Genomic DNA, 13,301 nt, shown 5'->3' with positions numbered 1-13,301 from the left:
CTTGGGCGCCGGGCATGTGGACAAGTCTTGAGGTTCTGCGCGTCAATGGCCTAAGGTCGCAGCCCCACCTGGAAACGCCCAACCATAAAGTCGCAAGATAACCTCATGACCGACACCCCGCCGATTCGCCGCACGCGTCCCACCTTCACGGACCAGGAGGCGCTGCAGTTCCACTCGCAGGGGCGTCCCGGCAAACTCGAAGTGGTTCCCACCAAGCCGATGGCGACGCAGCGGGACCTGTCGCTGGCCTATTCGCCGGGCGTCGCGGTGCCGGTGCTGGCGATCGCGGCCGATCCGTCGCTGGCTTTCGACTACACGACCCGGTCCAACATGGTGGCGGTCATCTCGAACGGCACCGCGATTCTGGGCCTGGGCAATCTTGGCGCCTTGGCGTCCAAGCCCGTGATGGAAGGCAAGGCCGTCCTCTTCAAGCGGTTTGCGGATGTGGATTCCATCGATCTCGAGGTCGACACCGAGGACCCGGACGCGTTCATCAACTGCGTGCGCTATCTCGGCCCGTCCTTCGGCGGCATCAATCTCGAGGACATCAAGGCGCCCGAGTGCTTCATCATCGAGGAGCGCCTGCGCGAGCTGATGGACATTCCGGTCTTCCATGACGACCAGCACGGCACCGCGATCATTGCGGCCGCGGGTCTCATCAACGCGCTGCATCTGACCGGCCGCGACATGTCGAAGACGAAGCTCGTGGTGAACGGGGCGGGTTCGGCCGGCATCGCCTGCACCGATCTGCTCAAGGCGATGGGCTTTGCGCCCAACAATGTCGTTCTGTGCGACACGAAGGGCGTGATCTATCGCGGCCGCACCGAGGGCATGAACCAGTGGAAATCGGCTCATGCGGCCGACACGCCCGCGCGGACCCTCGCCGATGCCATGAAGGGCGCCGATGCGGTCTTCGGGCTCTCGGCCAAGGGCGCGTTCACGGACGAGATGATCCGCTCGATGGCCCCCAATCCGATCATTTTCGCCATGGCCAATCCGGACCCGGAAATAACCCCCGAGGACGTGGCGCATATCCGCGACGACGTCATCATCGCCACCGGCCGGTCGGATTATCCCAACCAGGTCAACAATGTCCTGGGCTTCCCCTACATCTTCCGCGGTGCGCTGGACGTGCAGGCGACCACCATCAACATGGAGATGAAGATCGCCGCCGCCGAGGCGCTGGCGGCGCTCGCCCGCGAAGACGTGCCCGACGAGGTGGCGGCGGCCTATCAGGGCTCGCGCCCCCGGTTCGGGCGGGAATACATCATCCCGGTGCCGTTCGATCCGCGCCTCATCCACACCATTCCGATGGCGGTGGCCCGCGCCGCCATGGAAACGGGCGTCGCCCGCCGTCCCATCGTCGATATGCGCGCCTACAAGGCCCAGCTGTCCGCCCGTCGCGATCCGGTCGCCGGAACGCTGAACGGTATTTTCGAACGCGTGCGGCGGTTCCCGAAACGGGTGGTGTTCGCCGAAGGCGAAGAGGAGAAGGTCATCCGCGCGGCAATCTCCTACGTCAATCAGGGCCTCGGGCGGGCGATCCTCGTCGGTCGCGAAGACCGCATCCTGGAGACCGCTGCCAATGCGGGCATCGAACTTGAAGGTCGCGAGGGAATCGAGCTTCACAACGCCCGCCTGTCGCAGCGCAACAGTACCTACGCGCAGTTCCTCTACGAGCGCCTGCAGCGCAAGGGGTTCCTGTTCCGCGATTGCCAGCGCCTGATCAACCAGGACCGCAACCATTTCGCCGCCTCCATGGTGGCGCTGGGGGATGCCGACGCCATGGTGACCGGCGCGACGCGCAACTATTCGACGGCGCTCGACGACGTGCGGCACGTGGTCGACGCCAAGCCCGGCCACCGGGTCATCGGCATCTCGCTGTGCCTGGCGCGCGGCCGGACCGTCCTGGTGGCCGATACCGCCATTCACGAGATGCCCAATGCTCAGGAACTGGCGGAGATCGCCATCGAATCGGCAGGCGTCGCCCGCCGGCTTGGCTACGAGCCCCGGGTCGCGCTCCTGTCCTTCTCGAATTTCGGTCATCCCAAGGCCGAACGGGCGGAGCGGATTCAGGAGGCGGTGCGTATCCTCGACACGATGCGGGTCGATTTCGAGTACGATGGCGAGATGTCGGCGGATGTCGCCCTCAACCCGGAACTGATGGCCCAATACCCGTTCAGCCGCCTGACTGGGCCGGCCAACGTGCTGGTGATGCCGGCATTCCACTCGGCGTCGATCGCCACGAAGATGCTTCAGGAGCTGGGTGGCGCCATGGTGCTGGGTCCCATGGTCATTGGCCTTGATCGCCCCGTGCAGATCGTGTCGCTGGGCGCAACCGATGCGGATATCGTCAACATGGCAGCTCTCGCCGCCTACAACATTGGCGGATGAGGCTTTCCGCGATGAATCCCCGCGTCACCATCCGGGAGTGCCCGTGAGCGCCCGCAATCCCACCACCGTGGTCTTCGACGTCGGCAACGTCTTGTTGCGGTGGGACCCTCGCCATCTCTATCGCGCGATCTTCGACGACGACGCGGAGATGGAGTGGTTCCTGTCTTCCGTCTGCACGCCGCCCTGGAATCTGGAGCAGGATCGGGGGCGGGATTGGGAGGAGGCGGTGGCTCTCCTGACGAAGGACCATCCGGCCCACGAGAGCGCAATCCGGGCCTTCCATGAAAGGTGGGAGGAGACCGTCTCGGGCCCTATCGACGAGAACGTCTCGCTCTTGGCCCGGATTCGTGCGGCCGGCATTCCGAATTACTGCATCACCAATTTCTCGAGCCCGAAATTCGCGCTGTCGCAGGCGCGGTATCCGTTTCTGACGGGTTTTGACGGGATCATCGTGTCCGGCGACGAGTGCCTCCTGAAGCCGGAGCCCGCCATCTACAATCTGCTGCTGGACCGCTACGGCCTTGAGGCGCAGGACTGCATCTTCATCGACGATTCCGGGGCCAATGTCGAAGGCGCGCGGGCGGTGGGCATGCAGGCCATCCATTTCGTCGAGCCGATGGATCTGGCAGCGGAACTGCGCGCCCACGGAATCGCTGCCTGACCAGACGGCTTGCCCCGCAGCCCCGCATGGGCGATCACGCAGGGATGCGGGAATTCGACACCTCTCTCCCCATCGACGATGTGCTGGCCGATCTGTCGGCCAGTTTGCGGGCGCGTGCGAACCTCGTGCTCGTCGCGCCCCCGGGCGCCGGCAAGACCACGCGCGTGCCGCTGGCCCTCCTCGACGAACCCTGGGCCGAAGGCCGAAAGCTGATCCTGCTCGAACCGCGCCGCCTTGCGGCCCGCGCGGCTGCCGACCGGATGGCCCGGACCCTCGGGGAGGGGGTGGGCGAAACGGTGGGTCTTCGGGTTCGACTGGGGTCGAAGATCAGCCGGAAGACGCGGATCGAGGTGGTCACCGAGGGCGTCTTCGCCCGCATGATCCTCGATGATCCGACGCTCGACGGCGTCGCCGGAGTGATCTTCGACGAGTTTCACGAACGCTCCCTCGACGCCGATCTGGGCCTCGCGCTTGCCATCGATGCCCAAGGCGGATTGCGGGAAGATCTCAGGCTTCTCGTGATGTCGGCGACGCTGGACGGCGCCCGCGTGTCCCGTCTCCTGGGGGATGCCCCCGTCATCACCTCGGAGGGCCGGGCTTTCCCGGTCGAGACCCGGTACGTCGCCCGCGATCCGAACCGGCGCATCGAAGAGCAGGTAACGGATGTGGTCCTGCGGGGGCTTCGCGCCGACACCGGCTCGATCCTCGTCTTCCTGCCGGGGCAGGGCGAGATCAGGCGAGTCGATCGGCTGCTGCGCGAGCGCCTTTCCGACCCGGCGGTTGATCTGGCGCCGCTCTACGGGGCGCTCGATCGCGCCGAGCAGGACCTGGCGGTGGGGCCAACCGCGCCGGGACGCCGCAAGATCGTGCTCGCCACGTCCATTGCGGAGACCTCCCTCACCATCGAGGGTGTGCGGGTCGTGATCGATTCAGGCCTCGCCCGCATTCCGATTTATGAGCCCGATATCGGGCTGACCCGCCTGGAGACCGTACGCGTGTCGCGGGCTGCGGCCGACCAGCGTCGCGGCCGGGCGGGACGCACCGAGCCCGGCATCTGCTACCGCCTGTGGGAGGAGGCCGGCACCGGCGCGCTTGAGGCGTTCGCCCGGCCCGAGATCGTCTCGGCCGATCTGGCGCCCCTCCTGCTCGATTGCGCGGCCTGGGGCGTCACCGATCCGGCGAGCCTCGCGTTTCTCGATGCGCCGCCGGCGCCTGCCCTAAAGGAAGCGCGGCAGCTTCTTCAGCAGCTCCACGCTCTCGATGCCGACGGACGTATCACCGAAACCGGCCGCAGGCTGCGCGAACTCCCGCTGCCGCCGCGGCTTGCCCGCATGGTCCTGAGCGCCGGCGAGCGGGGCCAGGAGCGGGATGCGGCCGATCTGGCGGCAGTTCTCGTGGAGCGCGGCCTTGGTGGCGACATGGTGGATCTGGGGGAGCGGGTCGACCGGTTCAGGCGCGACCGCGCAAAGCGCGCAGACGACATGCGGCGTCTCGCTCAAGGCTGGGCGCAGACGGGCCGGGCCGCCAAGCCGGTCGCGCTGTCCGCCCCTCTCTCGCTGGGCGCGCTCCTGACGCTCGCCTATCCCGATCGCATCGCCAAGGCCCGGGGCAAGCCCGGCGAGTTTCTCATGGCCAACGGCCGCGGGGGCGCGACCGAGCCCCATGATCGCCTCGCGAAAGAGCCTTTCCTGGCAGTGGCCGAGATTGCCGGTGGATCTGCGGCGGCCCGCATTCTGGCGGCTGCTCCGATCAGTGCCGACGAGATCGAAGAGGCGCTGGGTGACGACATCGTCCAGCGCGACGAGGTGACGTTTGACCGGCAGGCGCGTGCGCTGCGGGCGCGGGCGATCCGACGCTACGGAGCTCTGGCGCTGAAGGAGCGGCCGTTGCCGGTGCCCGCGACGGAGGAGGCCGCCCGTGCTCTGGCGCAGGGGATCGTCGCGCTGGGAATCGACGCCCTGCCGTGGTCGAAGGGCCTGGCGCAATGGCGCGAGCGCGTCATGTTCCTGCGCAAGGTCGAAGGCGACGTGTGGCCGGACCTGTCCGACGCTGCCCTTGCGGCCACGGCCAGCGACTGGTTTGCGCCCCACCTTGTCGGGAAAAGCGGGTTGAGCGACGTCTCATCTGAGATTCTCGGCGAGGCGATGCGGGCGCTGTTGCCCTGGGCGCTCCAGCGCCGCCTCGACATCGAGGCGCCCACCCATGTGGAGGTGCCGACCGGATCGAGCATTCCCGTGGATTACGGAAGTGCGGAGGGCCCGGTTCTTGCCGTCCGGGTCCAGGAACTGTTCGGTCTCACGACGCATCCGGCGCTCGCCGGCGGCCGCGTGCCGCTGATCCTCCATTTGCTCTCACCGGCGCAGCGCCCGATCCAGATCACCCGCGACCTGCCGGGTTTCTGGCGGGGTTCGTGGGCTGCTGTCCGGGCCGACATGCGCGGCCAGTATCCGCGGCATCCCTGGCCGGAGGACCCGGCCGCGGCTCCGCCGACCCGGCGCGCCAAGCCGCGCGGAACCTAGAGGCTACAGGACGAAGCTGGCGATCAGCCGATCGGCCGTGGCGCGGTTGAGCGCCATCGGGATGTTGTAGACGAGGCTGACCCGCATGAGGGCCTTCACGTCCACATCGTGCGGATGGGGCGAGAGGGGGTCGACGAAGAAGAAAAGCACGTCCACCTTGCCCTCGGCAATCATCGCGCCGATCTGTTGATCGCCGCCCATGGGCCCGCTCTTGAGGCGGGTCACGGACAGGCCGGGGCAGCGCTCCATGACCCGGGCACCCGTGGTTCCGGTCGCGTACAGGGAGAACTGGTTGATCGTGGTTTCGTGCATGGCGATGAAATCCGCCATGTCGTCCTTCTTGGCGTCGTGCGCGACGATCGCCAACGTGAGTTGTTTCATTCTCAGTCCAAACTGGCCGGTCTAGTTGTTCCAGCGCTCCCGCCACTGCATTTCGCCCGTATAGCAATTGGCGCGCGGCGTATTCTGGATGGGCTCGATCAGATGTGGGGCCGGCATCAGGTTGGCCACTTCGAGGAGGATCTTCGTCTTGATGGCATTGACGAACTGATCCCGCTCACGAACCGGAACCATGAAGGATCCCTGACCTCCGATCACACAATCCTTGTAGTAGGTGTCGAGATCCGAAATGTCGAGATAGCCCGGTTTGCGCAGCATGATCGGCAGGCCGTTCACGATGATGCCCTTGGCGACAGCGTCGTCGCGGGCCTGTTCCACTGCGCGGCCCTGGTTGTTCGGCCCATCGCCCGAAACATCGATCACCCGACGGGTCGCCTCCACACCGCTCTGGTCGAGCAGCTTCACGCTGAAATCGATGGCGCTGGAAATCGAGGTCCGCTGGGCGCGGCTGAGGGGCGTCGCGGCGATCCGATCGGCCAGTGCCATCAGGCTTTCGGGGTCATCCACGATTGTCCACGGGATGATGACCTTCTGGTCCGTCACGCCGGCCCATTCCATGTAGGTCACGGCGATCTTGCCGAGCAATCCGCCGCGGATGGCGTCCTGCACGAGACGCGACCGAAAGGCCTGGGCAAAGCCCTCCCGCTGGAGACTCTGCTCTTCCGGGTCCATCGAGAACGAGATGTCCACGGCCACGACGAGGGCCAGATCGACCTCCGTCTCCGCGCGCGCAGCCGGGATCCACAAGGTGAATGCGAGCGCTAGACCCGTGGCGAGACGCGCGAGGCCTTGCCGAACCATCGTTGTCTCCTTTGAGGAGCCGAACCGGTTCGGGAAGTGTGGCAGCTTCTCGTCACGACGCAAGGTCCGTTTTGCCGGTCCTGGCCGCCACCAGCGCCAGCGCCGCCTTGAAGGCGGCCTCGGCGTCGAGATGGGTGGTGTCGAGGGTCAGGGCGTCGGCGGCCGCCTTGAGAGGAGCGGTGCTGCGGGTCATGTCGCGTCCGTCGCGCCTGAGAATATCGCTGAGAATCGTGTCGTAGGCCGTATTCTCGCCGCGGTTCTGCAACTCGAGATGACGCCTGCGCGCCCGTTCCTCCGGGGCTGCCGTGATGAACAGTTTCACATCGGCGTCCGGGCAGACCACGGTCCCGATATCGCGGCCGTCCAGGACTGCGCCGGGTTGCTGTCGGGCGAATTGGTGCTGGAACGCCAGCAAGGCGTCGCGGACCGGCTGGTAGGCGGAAATCACCGAGGCGAACTCTCCCATGGCGGCGCCGCGCAGGCGGGGATCGGCCAATTGCTCCGGCGTCAGGGTTTCGGCCGCGTGCGTGGCTGCCGCGATGTCGGACAGGGCGGTCTTCCGGTCGATCAGCGCGCAGGCAACGGCCCTGTAGAGCAGCCCGGTATCGAGATGGGCGAGGCCGAGATGGTCGGCGAGACGCCGGCCGAGGGTTCCCTTGCCGGAGGCCGCGGGCCCGTCGATGGCGATGATCATCTGCGGCCTCAGTCGCTGATCGCCGCGCCGAGCGCGCGCATCAGCGGCAGAAAGGAGGGAAAGCTTGTGGCGATCATGGCGCCGTCATCCACGGTCACCGGCGCACTTGTGGCCAGGCCCATCACCAGGAACGCCATGGCGATGCGGTGGTCAAGGTGGGTCGCAATCGGTCGTCCGCCGCCCGGGACCTTTCCGTCGCTGCCGCGCACGATGAGATCGTCGCCTTCAATCGAAAAATCGACCCCGGTTTCGGCCAAGCCTGCCGCAACGGCAGCAAGGCGATCCGATTCCTTGACCCGCAGCTCATGCAGGCCCTGCATCCGGGTGGTTCCCGTGGCGAAGGCAGCAGCGACCGCCAGAATGGGATATTCGTCGATCATGGCAGGGGCCCGCGCGGCCGGAACGGTCACGCCCGTCAGGCGGCTGGCGCGCACATGCAGGTCTGCGACCGTCTCGCCGCCCTCCTCGCGTTCGTTCAGCCGTTCGATGGAAGCTCCCATCTCGAGCAACGTGGTGATCAGGCCGATTCGGAGGGGATTCATCATCACCCCTTCGATGACGATGTCGGAGCCTGGTGTGATCAGGGCGGCCACCAGGGGAAAAGCCGCAGAGGACGGATCTGCCGGCACCACGACCCGTGCGCCGCGCAATTCCGGCTGTCCCTCGAGGGTGATCGACCGGCCATCCGCCCCGTGCGGGACCACTTCGACCTTGGCGCCGAACAGGCGAAGCATGCGCTCCGTATGGTCCCGGGTCGCCTCGCTCTCGATGACCGTGGTGCGTCCGGGAGCGTTGAGTCCGGCAAGCAGGATGGCGGATTTGATCTGGGCCGAGGCCGCCGGGGTTTCGTACGTGATGGGAATCGTCTCGCGGGGCCCCCTGAGGGTCAGCGGAACCCGGCCGCCCTCGGCCTCGCTCACCACGCCGACCCCCATCTTGACCAGCGGGTCGAGAATGCGGCGCATGGGACGCTTGCGTAAGGATGCGTCGCCGTCGAAGGTCGCCGTGATCGGGTGGCTGCCGGCAACGCCCATCATCAGGCGGGCGCCGGTCCCGGCATTGCCAAAATCGAGAGTTTCAGCGGGTTGGCGCAAGCCGCCGATGCCGACTCCGACGACGCGCCATTGCCCCGGGCCCTCGCGCGTCACCGTCGCGCCCAGCGCCCGGCAGGCGGCGGCCGTCCGCAGCACGTCCTCGCCCTCCAGCAGCCCTTCCACATGGGTCTCGCCGATCGACAGAAGACCGAAAATCATCGATCGGTGGGAAATGGATTTGTCGCCCGGAACACGGATCCGCCCCGTGAGAGGTGTTCCTGGCATGCTTGTGACCGGCGCTGCCGGGGCGTGCTCGTGCGACATTCCCGCTTCCTATCCGACGTCCGCTTGGCGGCTCCTAACACGGTGTTACAGGGACGTCATCCCGAAGCGGGGCCAAGTGAGGCGACGTATGGAAATTTCCCATTTGACAAGGCATCCCCCCGCGACTAACGGAGCGCTTCCATTTCAATTCACGTGAAGGCAATCACCCGTGGCCAAACCTGAACTCGGCTCGAAGCGCCAGTGCATGAGCTGCGGCGCGAAATTCTACGACTTGAACAAGGACCCGGCGATCTGCCCGAAATGCGGCACGGTCTTTCAAGCGGTTGCCTTGAGCCGCGCAGCGGCTCCCGTCGTGGCGCGCGCAGCGAAGGACGATGAAGAGGCCGAGATCGACACAAGCGGTCCCGAGCTGGTTTCTCTCGATGAGGTCGAGGCTGAAGAGGCCGAGAAGGATACCGTCTCTGACGACGATATCGACGTGGCGGACGAGGATGCGGCGGACGACACTTTCCTTGAAGACGAAGAGGAAGGCGACGACGACGTTTCCGATCTGATCGATAGTGACCTGGAAGACGACGAAGAGACTTGAGTCTCGCGTCGGACCCGACTATAGAAGCGCCGCTGCTTCGGCGGCGCACCTTCCGCAGTGTCCCCAAAACACCGCGGCTCAGTGGGGCCATAGCTCAGTTGGGAGAGCGCTTGAATGGCATTCAAGAGGTCGGCGGTTCGATTCCGCCTGGCTCCACCAAACACTCCCCAGTGAACCAATGGTTTCTGGGTGATTCCCCAAAATGACGGTTTCTCAGGTGCTTGGCCGCGTCGCGGTCCGAAATTCGCGGTCTCTGCAGGCTGAGCAGGCGGGGCGCAGTTGGCCTTTTGGGGGGCGGGTTCCCGAGGGTGGTTCGCGGATTTTCTTCGCAATCCTTCACTCCTTTCAGAGGCCGGTTTGATTCGCTGCCCGGCTATCATGCGCAGCAGGTCCGGTGGTGATCCAAAAGTCCTGTTCTCCAACTTGGCTTTGGCACCGATCGCGATAATTCCTCTCATTGTCAGCATTGTACCCCTGTGAACCGCAGGGGCCGCATGCTCGATCTCATCGACGCGTTCACTCGCGAATGCATCGCGATCAGGTCAGCCGGAAGCTGTCGATGTGATTGACGTGCTCTCGGACCTGTTCCTCTTGCGGGGCGTCCCGGGCCACGTTCGATCGGATATCGGTCAGGAATTTATCGTCAAAGCGGTTCGCGATTGATCAATGCGGCGGGCGCGAGGGCAGCCTGTATCGAGCCGGGAAGTCTGCAGGTCGATCTGGCGCAGCAGAACTACGATCGCCCAGCCGGACTGTTCCGGCCTTTTGCCTTCGAGCAATCCGTGGCTTAGGCCTCATGCATCCCAGGCCCATTGATCCAGCAGCGTACCTTGTGACCGTTGCTTTCGAAAAGAGGTGGCATCTCTATTCTGCAACGGTCTACGGCAAGCGGGCATCTCGGGTGGAAATGGCAACCCTGCGGGGGGTCTATGGGGTTTGGAACGCCACCTTCCAGCACGATATCCGTTTGCTCGACGCTTGGGTCTGGTACAGGGACAGCCGCTAGAAGAGCCTGGGTATAAGGATGCCGGGGCGAGCGATAGAGAATGGCCGTCGGTGCCTCTTCCACGATTCGACCGAGGTACATCACAGCAACGCGGTCGCTCACGTGCTCGACCACACGAAGGTCATGCGAAATGAAGAGATACGAGACGCCGAAAGCCCGTTGTAGGTCCTCGATCAAGTTAAGGATCTGAGACTGGATGGAAACGTCAAGGGCTGATACCGGCTCGTCGCAAACGATCAGTTTGGGCTCGAGTGCGAAGGCCCGAGCGATCCCGATGCGTTGACGCTGGCCGCCGCTGAACTGATGCGGATAGCGATTATAATGCTCCCTGCGGAGACCGACGATATCCAGGAGTTCCATAGCGCGCGCCTGTCGGCTGCGCGCGTCGCCAACCCCGTGAACGATCAGCGGTTCGCAAATGGTCTCGCCGATCGTCTTCCGCGGATTGAGTGACGAAAAGGGATTCTGGAACACCATCTGGATCCGGCGGCGCACAGGCTTCAACTCGCCTTCGGACAACATCGAGATGTTCTGTCCTTCGAAGATGACGTCGCCAGCAGTTGGCTCGTCGAGGCGCACCAGCATTCGACCCAAGGTTGACTTTCCGCAACCGCTCTCACCAACCAGCCCTAATGTCTCGCCTGCACCAATCGTGAGGTTCACTCCGTCGACGGCCTTGACTTTCCGGGAACTCTTTCGAAAAAGGCCGTCAGGCAACGAAAAATACCGCCTCAAGTCCGTTGCGATGAGCAACGGCTCTTGGCTCGCCTCGTTGTCAGCGTGCCTGCCGGAATCCGGCGATGCCTCGGCAGAAACAGGCGGCTTTGATATCACGACTCTGTCTCCAGTCATTGGCGGTGATCGAGGTGCAACCAGCACCGCACCTTCTGGGCACTTCCCGCAAGAGGCCCAACCGTGGGCTGGGACAGGGGCGGCTCTTCCTCCCGGCAGCGACCATAGACGTGGGGACAGCGGTCGGCGAAGCGACACCCTTGCGGCAGCTTCGCGAGGTTGGGCACGAGCCCCGGTACCGTATGGAGGCGTCGACGTTCGCCACCCGCCCGAGCGGAGGGAATGGAATCAAGCAACCCTTGCGTATAGGGATGGAGGGGCGTTGCAAAAATGGCACCGACATCGGCCTCTTCGACAATCACGCCCGCATACATCACGCAGACTCGCTTCGCCATCCGCGCGACGACCCCGAGATCATGAGTGATCAAGAGAAGTGACGCGCCCGTCTCCGCCTTGAGGCGATTCATCAACCGGAGGATCTGTGCCTGAATCGTGACGTCGAGTGCCGTCGTCGGTTCGTCGGCCAACATGAGCTTCGGGCGGCAAGCCAATGCAATAGCTATCATCACGCGCTGTCGCATTCCGCCGGAGAGCTGATGTGGATAGGCCTTATACCGTTCGTGGGGCGATGGGATCCCCACAAGATCCAGCATCGCAATCACGCGCTCACGCGCTTGCGCCTGCGGGATGCGTTCATGAACGCGGATGGCCTCTTCGATCTGCCAACCTATCCGAAAAACGGGATTCAGCGACGTCATTGGCTCCTGAAACACCATGGAGACGGATTGTCCGCGGATCTCACGCATTTGCCGCGGAGTTCGCTGGGCAAGATCACCCACTCCCTGCAGCATAACGCGTCCGCCCACGATCCGGCCTGCGGGTTTTGGCAGCAAGCCCATGATGGCTAGCGCGGTCATGCTCTTGCCGCATCCGGACTCGCCGACAATGCACAGCGTCTCGCCTCTGCTGATGGTGAAGGAGACGCCATCGACAGCGCGGACCACTGCGTTTCCCACATGCAGATGTGCTTTGAGATCCTCGACCTGAAGAACGTCCTCGTCACTCAGAAGAACGGGAGTCGCTGGAGAAGCCGAGTTCATCTTCGGACCCAGGATCATTCGCCCCAGACCTCGCGGTAGACACGCAACAGATTGCCGCCCATCACCTTGTCGATGGCATCAAGAGCAAAGCCTCGTTTCCGAAGCGCGTCCACCAGACGTGGAGTTTGGGCGAGACTCTCGTACCCTTCAGTAAGTCGGGCCTCGAACTGGAACCATGGGCCGAGCACCGCGGTCACTTCCGGATAGATTCCGCGGGGACCGAAGCTCTCCTGCCATTCCGCCTCAGATTTGTATTTGTTCTCCGAAAGGTCGCTCCCGAAGGCCACATGCTCGATGCCCACAAGGTTGACCATATAGACAATTTGCTCGGCCCAATCGTCAACAGTCGGGCGAGATTCGTGACGGACCATTGGGGGCCAAAGGGTAGCGCCCACGGTTCCACCGGTTTTGGCCGCCGCACGGATGAGATCGTCTGGAATATTACGCAGGCTGTTGCAAAGCGTGCGGGCGTTGGAATGGCTGAAGATCACCGGACGCTTGGAAAGGGCCAGTACGTCCGCGGCCGTGCGATATCCTACGTGCGAAAGATCAATCAGGAGACGGAGTTCGTTCATGAGCTCCAACCAACGCCGCCCTTTTTCGGTGAGCCCGTCATCCCCACCTTTAGCAAGCACACCGCAGCCGAGACTGTTTCGTTCCATGTAGGTGGGTTGCAGAATGCGAAATCCGATCCGTTGCAAAATGCGCAGTAGTTCCACGTCCTCTTCCACAACAACCGAATTCTGCGCACCCAGGATGATCGCGAGCTTACCCTCCACTTGGGCGTTCTCGATGTCACGGACGGAACGTGGGATACAAGCGACATCCGAATTCATTTCAATGTTCGACAAGGTCCGCGACAGGTCCCTCATCGCAGTATCGAAATCGTGCGGAGGCCTTATAGCGGTCAGGTTGATGGCCGTAACTCCTCCTTCAAGGGTACGGAGTATTTGATCCCTTGTCGTGGGCGCGCAATTTAATCCATCGACAACGATGGCGTTTTGCGACGAACTGGCATTGTGCATAA

11 protein-coding genes, 1 tRNA gene and 1 pseudogene are annotated in these 13,301 nt (G+C 64.2%); 6 read left to right on the top strand and 7 right to left on the bottom strand.

The genetic code is table 11. The annotated features are described in order from the left end of the window. The first annotated feature begins 105 nt into the window (after positions 1-105). The 3 genes from J4G32_RS20160 to hrpB are packed head-to-tail and all read left to right on the top strand — an operon-like array spanning position 106 to position 5,574. Positions 106-2,394 (top strand): NADP-dependent malic enzyme, encoded by a 2,289-nt coding sequence (locus J4G32_RS20160; protein ID WP_210497359.1) that lies wholly within the window; start codon positions 106-108, stop codon positions 2,392-2,394. A gap of 43 nt (positions 2,395-2,437) precedes the next feature. After that, on the top strand, positions 2,438-3,055 hold the full coding sequence (locus J4G32_RS20155; protein WP_343232694.1) for an HAD family hydrolase: 618 nt from the start codon (positions 2,438-2,440) through the stop codon (positions 3,053-3,055). Positions 3,056-3,081: 26 nt separating this feature from the next. Then, positions 3,082-5,574 carry an ATP-dependent helicase HrpB gene (gene hrpB / locus J4G32_RS20150; protein WP_246505391.1) on the top strand — a complete coding sequence of 831 codons (2,493 nt, stop codon included), beginning with the start codon at positions 3,082-3,084 and terminating at the stop codon, positions 5,572-5,574. Positions 5,575-5,577: 3 nt separating this feature from the next. On the opposite strand, the gene J4G32_RS20145 is transcribed toward hrpB, so the two are convergent. Genes J4G32_RS20145 through aroA form a run of 4 tightly spaced genes read right to left on the bottom strand, consistent with a single transcriptional unit; the run spans position 5,578 to position 8,826 of the window. Further along, complete coding sequence (locus tag J4G32_RS20145) at positions 5,578-5,955, bottom strand: methylglyoxal synthase (protein WP_210497357.1); 378 nt, start codon at positions 5,953-5,955, stop codon at positions 5,578-5,580. Positions 5,956-5,976: 21 nt separating this feature from the next. Further along, positions 5,977-6,774, bottom strand: a complete 798-nt coding sequence (locus J4G32_RS20140; protein WP_210497356.1) for a DUF1194 domain-containing protein — start codon at positions 6,772-6,774, stop codon at positions 5,977-5,979. Positions 6,775-6,826: 52 nt separating this feature from the next. After that, entirely contained in the window at positions 6,827-7,468 is a 642-nt protein-coding gene (gene cmk / locus J4G32_RS20135) for a (d)CMP kinase (RefSeq protein WP_210497355.1), read from the bottom strand. A gap of 8 nt (positions 7,469-7,476) precedes the next feature. After that, positions 7,477-8,826, bottom strand: a complete 1,350-nt coding sequence (gene aroA, locus J4G32_RS20130) for a 3-phosphoshikimate 1-carboxyvinyltransferase (RefSeq protein ID WP_210497354.1) — start codon at positions 8,824-8,826, stop codon at positions 7,477-7,479. A gap of 169 nt (positions 8,827-8,995) precedes the next feature. On the opposite strand from aroA, the gene J4G32_RS20125 reads away from it, so the two are divergent. The 3 genes and pseudogenes from J4G32_RS20125 to J4G32_RS20115 all read left to right on the top strand — a co-directional run. Beyond that, entirely contained in the window at positions 8,996-9,376 is a 381-nt protein-coding gene (locus tag J4G32_RS20125; RefSeq protein WP_210497353.1) for a TIGR02300 family protein, read from the top strand. Between the two features lie 83 nt (positions 9,377-9,459). Then, positions 9,460-9,535, top strand: a tRNA-Ala gene (locus J4G32_RS20120). Between the two features lie 323 nt (positions 9,536-9,858). Continuing rightward, positions 9,859-10,083, top strand: a pseudogene (locus tag J4G32_RS20115) (integrase catalytic domain-containing protein); the annotation flags it as partial. 80 nt (positions 10,084-10,163) lie between these two features. Here J4G32_RS20115 and J4G32_RS20110 read toward each other — a convergent pair. From J4G32_RS20110 to J4G32_RS20100, 3 genes are read right to left on the bottom strand one after another with little or no spacing between them, the layout of a single operon-like run. Beyond that, positions 10,164-11,216 (bottom strand): ABC transporter ATP-binding protein, encoded by a 1,053-nt coding sequence (locus tag J4G32_RS20110; RefSeq protein WP_343232693.1) that lies wholly within the window; start codon positions 11,214-11,216, stop codon positions 10,164-10,166. Between the two features lie 14 nt (positions 11,217-11,230). Further along, entirely contained in the window at positions 11,231-12,274 is a 1,044-nt protein-coding gene (locus J4G32_RS20105) for an ABC transporter ATP-binding protein (RefSeq protein ID WP_246505389.1), read from the bottom strand. Between the two features lie 14 nt (positions 12,275-12,288). Beyond that, positions 12,289-13,299, bottom strand: coding sequence for a dipeptidase (locus J4G32_RS20100; protein ID WP_210497351.1), 1,011 nt, complete (start codon positions 13,297-13,299; stop codon positions 12,289-12,291). Positions 13,300-13,301 lie beyond the last annotated feature (2 nt).

Source organism: Microvirga antarctica (genome assembly GCF_017921815.1).
Classification (GTDB): domain Bacteria; phylum Pseudomonadota; class Alphaproteobacteria; order Rhizobiales; family Beijerinckiaceae; genus Microvirga; species Microvirga antarctica.
This window is presented reverse-complemented; position numbering and strand designations above follow the sequence as displayed.

What these genes read in the sequence shown, in the direction of transcription:
- J4G32_RS20100 (WP_210497351.1), bottom strand. Translation starts at nt 13,299, where the DNA reads ATGCACAATGCCAGTTCGTCGCAAAACGCCATCGTTGTCGATGGATTA.
- J4G32_RS20140 (WP_210497356.1), bottom strand. Translation starts at nt 6,774, where the DNA reads ATGGTTCGGCAAGGCCTCGCGCGTCTCGCCACGGGTCTAGCGCTCGCA.
- hrpB (WP_246505391.1), top strand. Translation starts at nt 3,082, where the DNA reads ATGGGCGATCACGCAGGGATGCGGGAATTCGACACCTCTCTCCCCATC.
- aroA (WP_210497354.1), bottom strand. Translation starts at nt 8,826, where the DNA reads ATGTCGCACGAGCACGCCCCGGCAGCGCCGGTCACAAGCATGCCAGGA.
- J4G32_RS20145 (WP_210497357.1), bottom strand. Translation starts at nt 5,955, where the DNA reads ATGAAACAACTCACGTTGGCGATCGTCGCGCACGACGCCAAGAAGGAC.
- J4G32_RS20105 (WP_246505389.1), bottom strand. Translation starts at nt 12,274, where the DNA reads ATGAACTCGGCTTCTCCAGCGACTCCCGTTCTTCTGAGTGACGAGGAC.
- cmk (WP_210497355.1), bottom strand. Translation starts at nt 7,468, where the DNA reads ATGATCATCGCCATCGACGGGCCCGCGGCCTCCGGCAAGGGAACCCTC.
- J4G32_RS20160 (WP_210497359.1), top strand. Translation starts at nt 106, where the DNA reads ATGACCGACACCCCGCCGATTCGCCGCACGCGTCCCACCTTCACGGAC.